The sequence below is a fragment of the Mucilaginibacter sp. PAMC 26640 genome (assembly GCA_001596135.1).
In the GTDB taxonomy this organism is placed as follows: Bacteria; Bacteroidota; Bacteroidia; order Sphingobacteriales; family Sphingobacteriaceae; genus Mucilaginibacter.
Genome location: CP014773.1, coordinates 2,931,154 through 2,948,600, shown reverse-complemented (window position 1 = coordinate 2,948,600; position 17,447 = coordinate 2,931,154). Strand labels below are relative to the sequence as shown.

General features: G+C 45.5%; 11 protein-coding genes. 5 read left to right on the top strand and 6 right to left on the bottom strand.

Annotated elements, in window-relative coordinates:
- Nucleotides 1–164: 164 nt before the first annotated feature.
- Together A0256_12870 and A0256_12865 are read right to left on the bottom strand one after the other, a co-directional pair.
- Nucleotides 165–2,684 (bottom strand): hypothetical protein, encoded by a 2,520-nt coding sequence (locus tag A0256_12870; protein ID AMR34539.1) that lies wholly within the window; start codon nucleotides 2,682–2,684, stop codon nucleotides 165–167.
- A 53-nt stretch (nucleotides 2,685–2,737) separates the two neighbouring features.
- Complete coding sequence (locus A0256_12865; GenBank protein ID AMR32249.1) at nucleotides 2,738–4,126, bottom strand: hypothetical protein; 1,389 nt, start codon at nucleotides 4,124–4,126, stop codon at nucleotides 2,738–2,740.
- A 282-nt stretch (nucleotides 4,127–4,408) separates the two neighbouring features.
- On the opposite strand from A0256_12865, the gene A0256_12860 reads away from it, so the two are divergent.
- Nucleotides 4,409–4,783, top strand: a complete 375-nt coding sequence (locus A0256_12860; GenBank protein AMR34538.1) for a hypothetical protein — start codon at nucleotides 4,409–4,411, stop codon at nucleotides 4,781–4,783.
- An 8-nt stretch (nucleotides 4,784–4,791) separates the two neighbouring features.
- On the opposite strand, the gene A0256_12855 is transcribed toward A0256_12860, so the two are convergent.
- A complete protein-coding gene (locus A0256_12855) occupies nucleotides 4,792–5,658 on the bottom strand; it encodes a glycoside hydrolase (protein ID AMR32248.1) in 867 nt (288 codons plus the stop codon).
- A gap of 321 nt (nucleotides 5,659–5,979) precedes the next feature.
- Between A0256_12855 and A0256_12850 the strand changes: the two genes are divergently transcribed.
- On the top strand, nucleotides 5,980–6,300 hold the full coding sequence (locus A0256_12850) for a hypothetical protein (GenBank protein AMR34537.1): 321 nt from the start codon (nucleotides 5,980–5,982) through the stop codon (nucleotides 6,298–6,300).
- Between the two features lie 4 nt (nucleotides 6,301–6,304).
- Nucleotides 6,305–7,366: a luciferase gene (locus A0256_12845; GenBank protein AMR32247.1), complete on the top strand. Its 1,062-nt coding sequence runs from the start codon at nucleotides 6,305–6,307 to the stop codon at nucleotides 7,364–7,366.
- 154 nt (nucleotides 7,367–7,520) lie between these two features.
- Here A0256_12845 and A0256_12840 read toward each other — a convergent pair whose 3' ends face one another.
- Complete coding sequence (locus A0256_12840) at nucleotides 7,521–8,075, bottom strand: acyl-CoA thioesterase (GenBank protein ID AMR32246.1); 555 nt, start codon at nucleotides 8,073–8,075, stop codon at nucleotides 7,521–7,523.
- A 223-nt stretch (nucleotides 8,076–8,298) separates the two neighbouring features.
- Between A0256_12840 and A0256_12835 the strand changes: the two genes are divergently transcribed.
- Nucleotides 8,299–10,974: a Crp/Fnr family transcriptional regulator gene (locus A0256_12835; GenBank protein ID AMR32245.1), complete on the top strand. Its 2,676-nt coding sequence runs from the start codon at nucleotides 8,299–8,301 to the stop codon at nucleotides 10,972–10,974.
- 554 nt (nucleotides 10,975–11,528) lie between these two features.
- Nucleotides 11,529–11,822 carry an antibiotic biosynthesis monooxygenase gene (locus A0256_12830; GenBank protein AMR32244.1) on the top strand — a complete coding sequence of 98 codons (294 nt, stop codon included), beginning with the start codon at nucleotides 11,529–11,531 and terminating at the stop codon, nucleotides 11,820–11,822.
- Between the two features lie 764 nt (nucleotides 11,823–12,586).
- On the opposite strand, the gene A0256_12825 is transcribed toward A0256_12830, so the two are convergent.
- Nucleotides 12,587–13,996 (bottom strand): RND transporter, encoded by a 1,410-nt coding sequence (locus tag A0256_12825; GenBank protein ID AMR32243.1) that lies wholly within the window; start codon nucleotides 13,994–13,996, stop codon nucleotides 12,587–12,589.
- Between the two features lie 180 nt (nucleotides 13,997–14,176).
- Nucleotides 14,177–17,383 (bottom strand): multidrug transporter AcrB, encoded by a 3,207-nt coding sequence (locus tag A0256_12820; GenBank protein ID AMR32242.1) that lies wholly within the window; start codon nucleotides 17,381–17,383, stop codon nucleotides 14,177–14,179.
- Nucleotides 17,384–17,447: the final 64 nt, after the last annotated feature.

Here is a 17,447-nt window from a genome sequence, read left to right as displayed (position 1 = left end):
ATTTGCTAACCTATAGATATAGGTTGGTTTATATTATAGGTTTTATAATAAGCCCAATATTATATAAGAAAAAACGATTTAGCAAATGTTTTGTAAATTAATTGGTAGCAGGTTCGCGTTCACTCTTCTTATGCGTTGCCGGTAGGCGTCGGCAGGGCGGTCAGCTATATTCCCCTTGCATTTACTAATCTGATTGTCCTGATTCCAAACCTCGGCATTGAAACAACAGCACTTGTTTCCGCATTAATTTTCACCAGCGGCAATGCCTGCAATACCCTGCCGTCGAGTTCCACCAGTGTGGCCCTGTCTGCCTGACAATTAAATATCACTTTACTTTTTACATTACCCGCTCCGGTGTTGAAAAGCCTCACCAGCAGATCTTTTCCCTCGAAATACACCGCAGTGATCTCATAACCCGCCGGTACCTTAATTAGTGATTTTTCCCGCACGTCCGGTTCTTCCCCAGATCTACTGAACAATAAAGGTTCGTTCCATTTAGCGTTCTCGGCCTGAATGCCCGACTGGTCCCATTTGCCGGCGTGGGGCAGCAGCGCGTAATGAATTTCGGTTGGTCCGTTAATGCGATGATCCCTTCCCCACAAGCCCAGGCCTGAGTACTGAATATCCAATGCCAGCGGAAAATCACTGCCGTGTGCGTAATTGGTGGTATGATCGGTAAAGATGGCCATTCCGTACTGCCCCTTATCGTCGGTAACGTCCACCCAGTTCAGGATCACGTTATTTTTGATGCTGTCCCAACGGGTGAAAAAGGTATTCTTCAGTTTGCTCTCCGTCACATCAAAGGGCGCGTTCTTATATACCTTTTGTTGTTTAAGGTTCAGTGGGAAATATGCCAGCAGCTTGGTTTTATCATCATAAAAAGACTTCTGCGGATTATCAAGCCGGTATGATTTGGGCGCTGTGGCCGTGCCTATTCCGGGATTACCTTTCCAATCAATATTTAACCTTACGTCGATGCGCGGCTGTCCCTGCGCCAGTGTGATCACCTGGGTAAAAACTTGTCCTGCTATTGAACCTTTTACAGCTAGCTTAACCTGTAACGGTCCGTCTTCAAGCAATTCAATTTTAGCCGGCACATCTGCGGTCGACTTAAAGCCGCCGTCATTATAAAAATTACCCCGCATTTCATTAAATCCGCATTTATTGGCCTGGTCAACAAATTCTTTCTTCCCAAGCTTTTTGGCAATGATGCTTTTGATTAACCCGCCGTGCGCCGGATCAATGACCATTTTATATAAATCGGTCTCAATTAGGCACTGCCCATCAGGCATTATTTTAACCAGCGATGTTTTCGCAACGGCAGTTGATTTAGGTTTCAGCTGATACACAGCGTAGCCCATTGCGGGCACTGTCGCTTCAAAACTCAGCTTCGCCTTAAGGCTGGCAACACCTGCTGTTAACTGACTGACTATTTCTCTGCCCTTGCTGTCAAACACGGTGAAATCTTTTGTTGCCGGCAACGCTAAACTAACCGGTTCGGTACGGGCTGTCCCCGTGGTATTATATATCGTTACATAATCGCCCTTATTTGCTATACCGCCATTGCCTGCCTGCGCTGAAGCGATGATGCTATCGCAAATGGCGTTGGTATGGTTGGTCCAACCCACTACCTCTTCGGCCCAGGAACTGCCCGGCTTACCATTATAGGGCACAATCCAGCAATCGTGGTGCTGAGATAAGAGCAACGTTCGCCATGCCGAGTCGAGCGGTGACTGCGGATAGGCAGTTCCTTTATAGATCTTTGCCATCGCGGCCATCTTTTCTGCCATGACCAGCTTATTTTCCGACACCCTTACTTCCTGTGCGATATGCTGCATCACCTGCGAGCCCCAAACCAGGCTCACCAGCATGTCTTCCTGCGATACTTTCCAGTTTTCCCGGGCATCGTTTTTAGCAATATGGCCAAAGTAATTGCGCCAGGTAGTATAAATGCTCTTGATATTGCCCTTATTACCTTTGCCAATAAACGGACCATTCTTCCAGCCGGCATCCTGCAGGGTCATGCCTACCGGATGCCGCATTCCCTCTGCAATGGCACCATTAATATATTGCGGCGAGTTATTCCAGGCAATGGTTTGCCAGTTAGATTTAGGCGCCAGCTTTTCAACGTCATAACGCGGTGAGATAATAATGCTGCTGCCATCCGGCCCTATCCAGTTCACCAGTTCGCCACTGTGCGGAGCTGTGTAGCCGCCCCAACAGGTATTAGGATTTTTTAGCGAAGCATATTTAATGCCGAAGGATTTAAGGATCTGCGGCAGCGCACTGGTGAAACAGGGCTCTTCGCTGGAGTAAGTGGTAAATATGGCTTCGGGAAAATGCGTTTTGATCATTTTCATTCCGTAGCTGAATTGCCGGATGATACTTTCGCCAGAGATGTTGTAATTATAGCTTTGCGCATAGGCTGGGTTCACGTACTCGATACGGCCGTTGATGGACTGATCGGCGAAAAGTGCTTTAAAATCGGCATAGGCTGCAGGATCAACCGCCTTCGCCCTGTCCCAGGTCTCTGGTTCCAGCTCTATATTGATCTTCCAATCGGGATTACTCTTTAGCATATCCGCCATAAAACGGGTGTTCCAGTCCGGGTAATGCCCCCAGATACCACCGTGATAGCCGTCAATATAATAGGCTGTAGTTTGGGCTGTCACATTCGTGGTCATTACAAAACTGCTTAAAGCGATGAGCAAAGCAGGTAATTTTTTTATCATAAATATTAATTGACGAGGGTGATCTCGAAACGGTGCGGCAGGGGTTTGTTGATGGTATACAGCTCATTAGTTAACAGGTCCATTTCTTTTTGCCAGGTATCACGTACAGCTTTAAACCGCGCCTTCTGGTAGGTAGGTATGGTGATGGCTGTAAAAAAATCGTTTTTTGCATATCTCTGTAAGGAATCAACCGTGGCATCGCCGTCGTTAAACAGCAATCCGTGAGGTTTTAAAATTGAGTAGTGAATCCAATAATATTCGCGCAGGCGGCGTTCTATCGCCCAGCGCTCCTCATTGATATGCATCACCGCCAGCGATTGCTGATATTGCGGCGTAATTTTGATGGTGGCGAGGTTAATCCCTTTCGCGTAAGCCTCCGCATTGTAGGTGCCGATGGCTTTACCGTCAATCTTCAGCAGGTAGTTATTATGCTGTAAACCTTTCACCTGTAAAATTTCTTTGTTGAATTCATCCGTAAAGGGGATAATCTTCAAAGCTTCCATCTGTGATTTTTGCGGCCTTCCAAACCCGCTGGCAATCGTATCCATCGGATACGGCAACGCATTGGCCAGGTATGTAAAATTAATTTGGTGAGTACTGATAAACGACTGAGTGATGGCGCAATTCTTGGCAGCTATAACTTTTTTAAGCGCGGCGTTGATCTTAATATCTGCAACATCTTGTCCGGCAAGCCCCTGCGCTTTCAAAAAGAGATAAGCCATTACCATCTGCGCATCATTCGTAGGATGAATTCTGTCGCTGCCCTGCAGGGTAAACGCCGAATCGCGCTGTTGCTCGTGGAGATTGATGGCTGTCATAGGTGCATTAAAATCCACAAAATCCCATTTATTACGTTTTGCCGCCCTCTGCTGTTCTGCAGAAATCTGTAAAATAGCGGCATTTTTTTTGATCAGCGGCGTCACTTTCGTTTTCGATGTTTCATCATAGGGCGAGGATCCGATCATGACCTCACGCACCTCCGGGTATTTTTTTAGTTTAGATTCTATCAGGCCAAAACTTTTCAACGATATGGCCACTTTAGCGGCATAAACCGAATCGGCCTTTGCGCCCTTCAAATTTTGGTAGCCGGTATCGTTCATCCCGAAGGTAAGCGTAACCACTGTTGGGTTATGGGCAAATACGTCACTATCCAGCCGTTCAAAAATTTGCTGGGCAACATCCCCCCCTATCCCGGCATTGAAAACCTGGATCCGCTTTGCAGGAAAGTGCGTTAAATAATACAGCCAGATATAGGAATGATAGTGGCCGCCATCGGTGATGCTATTTCCGGTAAATACCACCCTATCTCCATTTTTAAATGGAGGCGTGGTTTGGGAAAATACTGCAACAAACGAAAACAAGCCGGACAAGCACAAAAATAAAATGCGTCTCATATAAAGCTAAATTGATTTAGCAAATAAATAGCTTATAAACCGATTTAGCAAATGATTTTTGTAAATAAATTCGAGAAAACAAAAGCAGTCGCAGCTTTTCCCGTTAAAGCGTATGGAAAAATGTCACTTTCAAAAAATTGAATGGTTAACATTTACTAAAGTCTTTGCGTTCTTCATCGAATAAATATCAGCAATCCACTGCATATCATTTAAATAACTTATTTTTGACTAACCAATAAATACCCCATTGTGGAAGTTAACTTAGGCACAAAAGAAAATCCAATGGCATTAAAAACGCCTCCCCTCTCGTCAGATTACACTATGCACACCGATGTCAAAGATGGTAAGGCCATCTTGGTTTGCACTGTTGGCAAAACGATATTGCATTATGACTACCGATGCCTGGACGACTTACATCGCATGCTTACAGAACACGGCGACTGGATGGACCTCGGCAGTGCCGATGAGCAGAAGCCGGCAAAAGATGGCACGGTGGAAGCCTGGGGCAGATCTGCTGATAACCCGGTTGGTGGCTGGTATGGCTTAAAGAAAGGGCTGCGTGGCCGTTTTGGGATGTATATTCCGCCGCTTATGGAAGCCCTGGGCCTGGCAGAGGTTACCCATGAGGCTAAAGGCAATAAAATGCGGGCCTTGTAAGCCGCCAACTATTCTACCAGCAACTGCTGAAAACTTAAACTATCCCCTTTAAATACATTAAAATCAACGGCGTGGTTAATGCCGTTTACGCGTGCTTTATCCGAGTGCTGCCAGAAACGCCAGTCGGTAGTACCGCTAAGTTTTAATTTGGGCTGGTAGTAATGTGCTATCCATAAGGGATAACCATCGATATAACCTGCCAGATAATCCTGATAAAAGGTAATATTAGTATAGATCAGCGGCTTTACGCCAGTTTTGCCTTCTATATGCTTTAAAAAGGCTTTCAATTCCTTCCGCATGTTTTGCGGGCTTACCCCATCAATTGTTTCAATATCGGCAACAGGCGGCAAGTCACCTTTTTCTGTTTTTACATTTTGCAGGAAAAACCTGGCTTGCCACAATCCGTTTTTTCTTGGCCGGAAGAAATGGTAGGCACCACAGGTAATACCCGATTTTGGTGCTTCGCGCCAGTTGCGCTTAAAGTAGGAATCAACAATAAGAAGTCCTTCGGTAGCCTTTATAAAAGCAAAACTCACCTGTACACTATCTTCTTTCATCGCTTTAACTTTGCGCCAGTCTATTTTACCCTGCGCATAGGAAACGTCTATTCCGTGGATTTGATAACCCGATGGGATCCTGATCTTAAAGCTTTTATAACTTCGGTAATGCGGGTCGTCACCAATGTCTCTCATCCAGCGCCAAGTTGCTGTAAAGCCGTTAAGGATGTATCCATAATACCAGGGAGAGAGCAGAACAATCAGCAGTACGGCCGCCGCCCATTTCCACCAGTTGTTTGCCGGTTTAACGGCTTTTTTTCGCACAGGCGGTTTTGCGGTGCGCTTTACGGGAGGTTTGGTTGATCTGGGTGCTGCCACGGTACAAAGGTAAAAAAGAATGGGTGGTTAAAAAGATTGATTATAACTGGCATAATGAAATCTCGCCCCCCCCGTCGGTTAAAACTTACCGCAAGAAAGTCCGAGTATAAATATTATTGCATCATTGCCTTCCCTATAAAAGATGGAGATGATAAATGATCCAGGGTAGTTTCATCACTTAGCATTGCAGCCATAGATGTCAAAGCTACAGCTACACGCCGTTTAGGCAGCACACATCTTTACAATACATTGATCCTGCAGGCAAGCGTAAAACAAACTGCTTTTTATAAGTTTGTGTTATATAAAACTGATCAGGACCCTATGAAACAGAAATTCCATTATGCCACGGTTACCGAGGCTATCGAAAAATTAAAAACGCAGGGCTTTACGCTTGATTTTAACCTGGAGCAGAATCATCTTAAAGCTGACGAGCAAAGCTACCCAGCAGATGAATTCGAAATTGTTGATGTATACCGCTACGAGGGCCCTTCAGACCCGGCTGATGAAGCAACGGTTTATGCGCTCCAATCTCCGGCAGGTGCCAAAGGCATACTGGTAACCGGTTATGGTTATTCCGCAGACGATGTGGCCGAAGAAACGCTGAAACAATTACATTATAAATACCAGGCAAAACAGGATTAAAAACATGGAATTAGGCATCAGCACATTTGGCGAAGTTAGCCCGGATGGCAAACCGGGAAATGCGGTTAATGCACACAAACGTGTGCAGCAATTATTGGAAGAGGTTAAACTGGCCGATGAAGTTGGATTAGATGTTTTTGCCTTTGGTGAGCATCACCGCCCGGATTTTGTGATCTCGGCGCCAGAGATCTTTATGGCCGCTGCGGCCTCGGTTACCAAAAACATCCGCCTATCAAGTTCAGTTACAGTATTAAGTTCTGCTGATCCCGTACGTACCTTCCAGAACTTTGCCACAGTTGACCTGATCAGTGGCGGGCGGGCAGAGATCCTTGCAGGGCGGGGTTCTTTTATTGAATCTTATCCTTTATTTGGCTACAATCTGAATGACTACGACGCGTTGTTCAATGAAAAGCTGGATATGCTGATGCAGATCAATAAAACTGAAAAGCTTACGTGGAAAGGTGAGTTTCGTGCACCTATCCAAAACCAGGGTATTTACCCGCGACCGCTGCAAAATGAGATCCCGATATGGCTGGGGGTTGGCGGTACGCCTGCATCTGCCAAACGCGCAGGTCGCTTAAACCTGCCGATGACTATTGCTATTTTAGGTAGCGCACCTAAACACTTTGTCCCGTTTGTAGAACTTTACCGCGAATCGGCTGAAAAGGCCGGCCATGATGTGAGCCAACTGCAATTAGGCATCAGCTCTCAGTTTTATTTGGCGGAGACTAACCAGCAGGCTGCAAACGAATTTTACCCATCGTACGAGGCACTCATGAACCGGGTGGGGAAAGACCGGGGCTGGTCGCCCATGAGCAAAGAGCAATTTGAATATCTACGCAACGACGGACCGTTGGTTGTGGGCAACGTGCAAATGGCTATCGATAAAATAATGTCGCAATATCACTTGTTTAAAAATACGCGTTTCCTGGCACAACTCGTAACCGGACACACCTCGCATACCGGTATCTTAAAAGCTATTGAGTTATTTGGTACGCAGGTAGCCCCAGTGGTGCGGAAAGAAATTGGTGAACAGCGGAAGGCTGAGCAAGTATTGGTGAACTAATGCCTTAGCGCCGGAATAGAAAACGAGCGTTTGTAAAAGCTGCAATGCGACTAATTATCGCTTGCAGCAAAATATACCTTCATTTTCACAACGCTGGCTGACCTTCTCTTACGCAACGAGGCTGAAATAATTCATGCCATCTCCGCAATTTCTTTCATTTCGCTCTTTCAATCCTGCACCTTTCCGCTTTCAAAACTTCAATTGTTTGGTCCATCTCAAAATCCGTCTTTACACGGGCTTCTTCTCTGCGGTAGTCTTTCTTTAACTGCTTGCGGTAAAGCCCCTGGTAAAAACGGCGGATCTCTACATCAGTATGCAATATCAATCCGGGCACCTGCAAGGGTATATGGTTATCATCCATCGCTACCATGGTAAAGTAACTGGTATTGGTATGCTTTACATGGTGGGTTTTTACATTCTCCGAAATAACTTTAATGCCTACAACCAATGATGTTTTCCCTACATAATTTACCGATGCCATTAAGGACACCAACTCCCCTACCTCAACCGGCGCCAGAAAGTCAATATCCTCTACCGAGGCAGTAACGCAATATGCGCCGGCATGCTTGGCCGAACAAACATAAGCCACCTTATCCATCAGGCTCATGATAATACCACCATGAATTTTACCACCAAAGTTGGCGTATGAGGGTATCATCAGTTCGGTAAGGGTGGTTTGCGATTCGGTAACGGTTTTAAATAAATCCATGATAGTTGTATAGCTTAAGAATTACTGAATTTGCATAAATTATAGTTAAAGATCAAAATTATAAAGAAGTGTCGCGATATTTAAACTAACATGGGCTGATATGTAATATTTAAGATACGCATATATACTTAAGCCTTAAAATATTATATTTAATGCGTAAATAATACACAATGATAATTTGTGTATTATTGTGCTGATTATAAAACCATCCAACTTATAAATTATGCGATTGAAAATTACTTGTTTGCTGGCGCTATGCGTGATGCTATTCAGTTTCAGTAAAATTCCTGTAAAACCACGAATCCTGGTGTTCACTAAAACATCGGGCTATCACCACGAAAGCATTGCCGTAGGGGTACCTGCTATTATGAAACTGGGCCGGGAGAACAACTTCCTGGTTGATAGTACCTCTGATGCTACAAAGATCACCGAAGCTAATTTGAGCAAATATTCGGCGGTTGTATTTTTGCATACTACAGGCTATATGCTGAACAACTATCAGCAGGCCGACCTGGAGCGCTATATGCAGGCAGGCGGTAATTTTGTTGGCGTACATGCTGCCGCTGACGCTGAATACGACTGGAAATACTATGGCCGACTGGTAGGTGCCTATTTCAGCAGTCACCCTCAGCAACAGGAAGCTAACTTAAACGTAGTTGACAAGGGTCACCCGTCTACAAAAAACCTGCCCGATGTTTGGCGCAGGAAAGACGAGTGGTACAACTTTAAAATGATCAGCAAAAAAATTCATGTACTGATTAAGATTGACGAGACCAGCTACAAAGGCGGTACAAATAATGGTGACCACCCGATGGCGTGGTATCAAAATTTCGAGAATGGTCGTTCGTTTTATACCGAAATGGGGCATACCGATGAGTCTTATAGCGACCCTGTTTACCTGAATCACCTTTTAGGCGGAATACAATGGGCCATTGGTGATAATAAAAAACTGGATTACAGCAAAGCCACCACCCTGCGCGTGCCGGAAGAGAACCGTTTCGTTAAAACACAATTGAACGAAAATACTTTATTTGAGCCGACAGAAATGAGCGTATTGCCAAACCTGGATATTTTGGTAGCGCAACGCCGCGGCGAAATCATGCTGTACAAAAGCGCAACCAAAACCGTTAAACAGGCAGGTTTCCTGAATGTGTATTGGAAAACGCATACCAAAGGCGTAAATGCCGAGGAAGGTTTATTAGGCATGCATGCAGATCAGGACTTTGCAAAAAATCATTGGGTTTACATTTTCTACAGCCCTTCTGATACTTCGGTTAACCGCTTGTCGCGATTCACCATGACCGGTGATACAATCGATAACAAAACCGAGAAAGTAATTTTACAATTTTATTCTCAGCGCGAAATCTGCTGCCACACCGGCGGCTCAATTGCCTTAGGCCCAAATCGTACGTTGTTTGTCTCTGCTGGAGATAACTCTACACCGTTTGACGAGCCGGGTAAAAAACCTTTTAACACCCGTGCATTTGCTCCCCTAGATGACCGTGCGGAATTCCTTAATCACGATGCAAGGCGTTCGGCAGGTAACAGTAATGACCTGCGCGGCAAAATCCTTAGGATTAAACTGAATGACGATGCCACTTACAGCATCCCGGAAGGCAATTTATTTAAACCGGGTACAGAGAAGACCCGCCCTGAAATTTACGTTATGGGTGACAGGAACCCTTACCGTATCCAGGTAGATCAGAAGAACGGATTCCTGTACTGGGGTGAAGTTGGCCCTGATGCGCAGAACGATAGTTTGGAAACCCGCGGACCGCGTGGTTACGATGAGTTTAACCAGGCCCGCAAAGCAGGCTTTTTTGGCTGGCCATTCTTTGTAGGCAATAACTACGCATACCATCCTTACGATTATGCAACCGGCAAATCGGGCCCTGCTTTTGACCCTATGCACCCGGTGAATGATTCGAAAAATAACACTGGTTTAAGAGAATTACCGCCGGCACAGCCTGCCTTTATCTGGTACCCTTACGCAGCATCGCCTGATTTCCCGCAGGTTGGTACAGGTGGCCGTAACGCTATGGCCGGTCCAGCTTATTATACCGACATGTACCCTAAAGCAACCCGCATGCCCGATTATTTTGACAAAAAGGTGATCTTTTACGACTGGATCCGCGGATGGATTAAACTGCTTACCCTGCAGCCAAATGGCGACCTGGATAAAATGGAACCATTTATGGCCGGCACCAAATTCAATAACCCAATAGACATGGAAACCGGCCCCGATGGTAAAATTTACGTGCTGGAATATGGTTCGGGCTGGTTTGCCAAAAATAAGGATGCCGGTATTGCCCGTTTAGATTATAACAGCGGGAACCGCGCACCAGAAGTTTCTTCCGTAACATCCAGTAAAGGTTACGGAGCTATTCCGTTAACTACTGTATTGACCGTAAAGGCAACTGATCCGGAGAAAAACAAAATGACCTACGTTTGGAAACTGGGCAATGGCGTAACTAAAACTACCATCATTCCAAAACTTAGTTATATCTATACCAAAAAAGGTAACTATACCGTATCTGTACAGGCCAAGGATGAAGAAGGCGCATTTAGTGAAGCCAAAACAACCACCGTACTTGCCGGGCAAGATTCACCGGACATGAAATTTAAAGTGGCTAATATGAAGGCAAATGCTGCAGGTAAATCGCTAATGATCTCATTAGATTGCTCAGCCTGTCATAAAATTGCTGAGAAATCAGTAGGCCCTGCTTTTACAGAAGTGGCTAAGAAATATCCAAACAACGCAGCATCTACGGCTCACCTAATGAAGAAGATCGTTACGGGTGGCCACGGTGTTTGGGGCGATGTGGATATGCCTGCCCACCCGGCGCTGAAACCTGCCGATACCAGGAAGATCGTCAACTGGATCTATTCACTCAAATAATAAAACCTTTTCTTTGCGGCGGATATGATTAAACATCATATCCGCTTTTTATTTTATGAAAAAATTAGCTGCTTTATAGCATTAGCAAAGCTATCACACTGATTACCCGCGGAGAATGGCGCTACATTGGCGACCAGTACTTCGACCTGGCTAACCAGAACCAGCAAAAAGCTTACAGTACCTTTAATGCCCGTTTAGGCGTAGCTACCAAACAATTTGATGTGTTTGTATGGGGCACTAATTTAAGCAACAAACGCTATATAGATTAAGCCTACGATTTTGGGGCATCGCACCTGGGCAACTCAAGAATGTACGGGGTTACTTTGCGCAAGAATTTCTAATAGGTGGCTGACTATGGTGAGCATTTAGACCGATGAGCGATCCTATAAAACCAACGCGTGATCTGCAGGTTCAGCGTTACAAAGCAAAGCGCCCCGACTGATAAAGCCGGGGCGCTTTGCTTGTAAGGTGTTGTATTTGAATTTAATTGATTTTGAAAAACCAACCGCTTTTTATTTTCGTAATTCCTCATACATCTACCTATAAAAAACATCATGATCACTAAAGGACTATTAGTAAAGCTTGTTGCCAAGCCCGGAAAAGAAGATGAAGTTGCAGCATTTTTAAAAAGCGCCTTGCCACTTTTATCTGAAGAACCGGAAACCATTAATTGGTATGCTTTCCGTATAAGCGAAAGCACCTTCGGCATCATGGATACCTTTGCAGGTGAAGATGGCCGCAACGCGCACTTAGCCGGCAAAATTGCCGCCGCATTAATGGAAAATGCACCGCATTTATTAGCATTAGCGCCGAGTATTGAAAAGGTAGATATTTTGGCAAGTAAATAATTTTTGTTAGGGTTGATAGGTAAAGTCCTCCTGTTTGTAAAAGCAGGGGGGCTTTTTTTTTTAACAAACAATGCACCAGCGAATGATCACCGCGGCATACTTTACCTAAACCGCTTAACGCTTATTAATTAACCAGCCACCGCCCAGCATATTGGGGCATACCCGGAACCTGCATAGCCGGATAAGTTCCACTAGCCAGCATGCGCTCCTGCTTAGGAAATTTCACCTGCTTAATTTTTCCAATATAGATTATTGCTAATTACCAATCAGAGCTTTGGGTGTTGCTTGGACATTTACACTCTTTGGGGCGTTGCCTTCGGCCCAGGCTGTCTGCTCATACTGCACAGGCATTAGCCACGGGCCGGTATCCGCGCCCATCCTTAACGCGTGAGCTACAGGACTACAAAGGCTGTTCGCGCTCGTTACGCAAACGCTAAAAACTAGCGTAAACAGCCCGAACAAGCCCGAACAAGCCCGAACAAATGATTTGGTTGGTTGAAGTTTAAAGAACAGCCGTATTTACAAACGCAATTTTATACTTATAGCATCCCGGCACATTAAAAACAAACCACAATTGAAGACAATTGCGACTGCAGGGGATTTTACACTTTACCGGATTTTAAGTTATAAAATCTTACTAAATAGATATGTCCAAAAAATCTATAATTCATTAGAAATTATATACCCGAGATTTCTCAAAAAAAAAATGCCCCGGCGAATTATCATCGGGGCATCCATTTCATAGATAAATAAAGGGCCGTTTATTATCTCCAGCCGCCGCCTAAGGAGCGGTAAAGTTCTGATACGGCATCCAGTTGGGTGCGCTTTACCGATGCTAATTCCAGCTCGCTTTGCAGCACATTGCCCTGGGCTGTAATCACTTCCAGGTAAGTAGCCATACCGTTTTTAAACAACAGGTTAGCGTTGGTAGTTGCCTGTTGCAGGGTTTTAACACGATTGGCAGCGATAGCCTGCTGTTGTTTCAGCTTTTCTATTCTTACTAAAGCATCGCTCACTTCGCCAACGGCGTTCAAAACGGTTTGGCGGAACTGTAACACATTTTTTTCTCTTTCTACCTGCGCCACTTTGTAGGTTGTGCTCAGCTGCTTATGATCAAGCAAAGGCTGCACCACGCTACCCATTACCACGCCAAACAGCGAGGCAGGGATATTGAACCAGTTACTTGCCCTAAAGGAGTTTACACCCCCTTGTGCGGTGATCCGCAACGCAGGGTACATTTCTGCCTTGGTCATACCTACATTTGCGTTTGCAATAGTCAAGGCTAATTCAGATGTTTTCACATCCGGCCTGCGGCTCACCATTTCAGATGGTACGCCCGCAGCTAATGTTTCGGGAACTACCAGGTCGTCCAGTTTCGTGCTCCTTGCAATTTTATCAGGCAATTCACCAGTTAAAATGCGCAGGGCGTTTTCCTGTATCGCGATATTCTGTTCAAACTGTGGCACCAATTGCTCTGCAGCTTGCCGCTGCGCCTCTGCCTGCTGAACGCCCAGCAAGGTTACCTGCCCGGCATCATATTGTAAACGGATAATGCGCAAGGTGCTATCATTCAGCTTTACATTTCGCTGCGCGATGTTGAGTTGTTCGTCCAGCATCAGCAGGTTATAATAACCTTGCGATACACTGGCTACAATATTTGTTTGCACCAGTTTTTTTGCTTCTGCGGTTTGCAGGTACTGGGCCAACGCACTGCGCTGGCGGTTTTTGATCTTCCCCCAAATATCTGCTTCCCATGACAGCGCAAGGTTGGCAGAATAATCTTCAATATGTTTGGTGCCGATAAACTGGTTCAGACTCAAGCCATTTAGGCTGTTATCACTTGGGCGGTTAGTGCTGGCTGCAACGTTTAAAGTAGCAGAGGGTACATAGTCCCACTTCACCCGCTTAAACTCCAGCTGCGATGCCTCGATGTTTTTAACCGCTATTTGCATATCGTAGTTTTTTACGATGGCGCTGTCGATCAGCTTTTGCAGGGTAGCATCCGCAAAGAAATTCTTCCAGGGAATATCCGCAACACTGGCTGTATCAGCTGTTGCTGCCGCATTCCTGAACTCGGCAGGCAGCGCCGGCTTAGGTGTAGAAATGTCTTTTGAAACTGAACAACCGGTTAGTACAACCAGTGTAAAGGCCAGTTTGCTTAATATATTTTTCATTGTATTAATTTAAAAATTTGTAAGTGGCTTGGTAAGAACTCACCCCGGGTTCGCTCCGCTGCCCAACCCTCTCTGCTTCGCAAAGAGGGTGAATTAATCTTATTGGCTTTGCCTTCCCCTCTCTACTTTGTAGAGAGGGGTGACAAGCGACAGCGATGCCGGGCTGATGCAAGTTTCTGTTTACCTCAATTCGGTATGTAGTTCAGCGTGCTCGCCGTTGTTATTCGCTTTTTTATCTAAGTGCTTTGCTACCGGTGCGCCGCTTATTTTTTCCTGCAGATGCTGGAAGATCACAAACAGAACCGGAATAATGAACAAGCCCAGCAATACGCCGGATACCATCCCGCCGGCTGCGCCGATACTGATAGAGTGGTTACCCTGAGCAGATGGGCCGGTTGCGATACTCATCGGGAACAAACCAAATACGAAGGCCAGCGAAGTCATAATGATCGGCCTTAACCTTAGCCTTGCAGCTTCAATAGCCGAATTTACCAGGCTATTGCCCTCTTTACGGCGTTGTACAGCAAACTCTACGATCAGGATGGCGTTCTTGGCCAACAGGCCAATAAGCATGATCAGCGCTACCTGTACGTAGATATTGTTTTCGATACCGGTTAATCCCAGCACCGCAAATACCCCGAAAATACCGGTAGGGATGGAAAGGATAACCGCCAGCGGCAATATGTAGCTTTCGTATTGTGCCGATAACAGGAAGTATACGAATACCAAACACAGCATAAATACGATGGCTGATTGCCCGCCCGATGAGATCTCCTCGCGGGTTTGGCCCGAGAACTGGTAATCAAATCCTGATGGCAGTTCTTCTTTGGCGGTCTCCTGGATAGCCTTGATGGCATCACCAGAACTATAACCAGGCTTAGGAATAGCATTTACCTGGATAGAATTAAAGAGGTTATACCGGGAGGCAGTTTCTGAACCATACACCCGGGTTAATTTTACCAGTGTATTGATCGGCACCATTTCGCCCGTTTTATTTTTTACAAATACCCGGTCGATAGCGGCAGCATCGGTTCTGTCGGCAATATCAGCCTGTACCACCACGCGGTAGTATTTACCGAATCGGTTGAAATCTGATGCCTGCGCACTGCCGAAGTAGGCTTGCATGGTTTGCAAAATATCTTTAACATTAACACCCAACTGGTTGGCTTTTTCATCGTCAACTTCCAATTGCAATTGCGGATAATCCGCCTTGAAGCTGGTAAAGGCGTAAGCTATCGCTGGTTTCGCCATCAGCTTGCCGATAAAATTGTTGGCAACACCACTAAACTTATCCAGCTTGCCACCTGTTTTATCCTGTAATACTACATCCAGTGCCTCTACGTTACTAAAACCAGGAACAGTAGGAAAACTAAAAACAAAGAAAGTACCCTGGGTAATTGCTCCTAATTTCCCCCTGATGATGTTTTGAATTTCATTAATATCCTTCACTTCTCCCCTGTCCTCATTCGGTTTAAGCAATACGAATACTACCGCCGCCGACGGGCTGTTGGAGTTGGTTAATAAATTGAAGCCAGATATTGCAGTAACAAACCTTGCGGCGGGTAATGCGCGCAATTCCTTCTCGGCTTTGCTGAGCATTTTGGTGGTAGCATCCAGCGAAGTACCGGACGGCGTGGACACCGAGATGGCTACGAATCCCTGATCTTCTGTAGGAATAAAGCCTGATTTGGTAGTGGATACCAGGTAAACTGTAAACACCGTAATTAGCGCCAGGCCACCCATGCTCACCCATTTATTCCGGATCAGAAACTTAATACCGCCTACGTAACGATCTGTTATCGAACTGAAACTGCTGTTAAAACCATCGAAGAATTTTTGTTTATAGCTCCTCTTCACCGTAAGTGTTCCGTCGGCTTTTACGGCATGCGTATCTTTTAAAAATAAAGCTGACAGGGCCGGACTCAAGGTTAACGCATTAACCGCAGAGATCAGGATAGCTATTGACATGGTAAAGGCAAACTGCCTGTAAAAGATCCCGGTGGATCCTTCCATAAAACCTACCGGTAGAAATACCGCGGCCATTACCAGTGTGATGGAAATGATAGCACCGGTAATTTCGTGCATGGCTTTAGTTGTAGCTGCTTTTGGGGCAAGATGCTCATGCTCCATCTTGGCATGTACCGCCTCAACAACCACAATGGCATCATCCACCACAATACCGATGGCGAGCACGAGGGCAAACAAGGTAAGCAGGTTAATGCTGAACCCAAACAGACTCATGAAGAAGAATGTACCTAAAATGGCAACCGGTACTGCAATAGCCGGGATCAATGTCGACCTAAAATCCTGTAAGAACAGGTACACAACCAGGAACACTAATATAAAGGCCTCTATTAAAGTATGCTGTACCTGGGTTATAGATTCATCAAGCGCTGTTTTTGTACGGTAAAACTGGTTGAATTTGATACCCGCCGGAAAATCTTTGGCAGCCTTTTCCATTACTTTATCAACGGCCAGTTGTATTTCGTTGGCGTTTGATCCGGCTAACTGAATTAACCCGATCCCGATACCATCTTTACCATTTAAGTGGGTAGCACTGGTGTATGAGTAAGCACCCAGTTCCACACGGGCAACGTCTTTTAAATGTAATACTGAACCATCTGCGTTTGCGCGGATAGCGATATTTTGATATTCTTCGGGCTTGGTGAGCTTGCCTTTGTATTTTATTACATATTCAAAGGTCTCGTTGCTGCGCTCGCCAAGTTTACCCGGCGCCGCCTCCAGGTTTTTATCCTGTATAGCAGCCATTACCTCGGCCGGTGTTATTTTGTAAGAAGCCATTTGGCCGGGATTGAGCCACACCCGCATAGAGTAATCTTTTACGCCCCCAAATATTACAGCCGAACCAATCCCCTGGATCCTTTTAATTTCGGGGATGATATTGATGGCAGCATAGTTGGCAACAAAGGTCTGATCGTATTTTTTGGGATCCTCGGTGTAAATGCCGATAGCCCCAATTAAGCTGTTCTGTTGCTTGGTGGTAGTGATACCCTGCTGTACAACTTCCGCCGGTAACTGGCTGGTTGCCTGTGTTACCCGGTTTTGTACGTTAACCGCGGCCTGATCCGGATTGGTACCCTGTTTAAAGTAAACGGTAATGGCCAGGGAGCCATCGTTGCTGGCGGTTGAACTCATATAGCTCATCCCCTCCACACCATTAATAGACTCTTCTAACGATGGTGCTACGGAACGCAATACGGTTTCGGCATTGGCGCCGGGATAAACAGCGGCTACCAGCACCGCGGGCGGTGCAATATCAGGAAACTGTTGTAAGGGCAATTTTGTTAAGCCAAGCACACCTAATATCACCAATAATATGGAGATTACCGTGGAAAGTACCGGCCGTTCTATAAATTTTTGAAACATTACTTTTGTTGTTGTAGGAGGCAAAATTTAAGATGCAGGGAGACAAATTTCGACCCGTTATTGC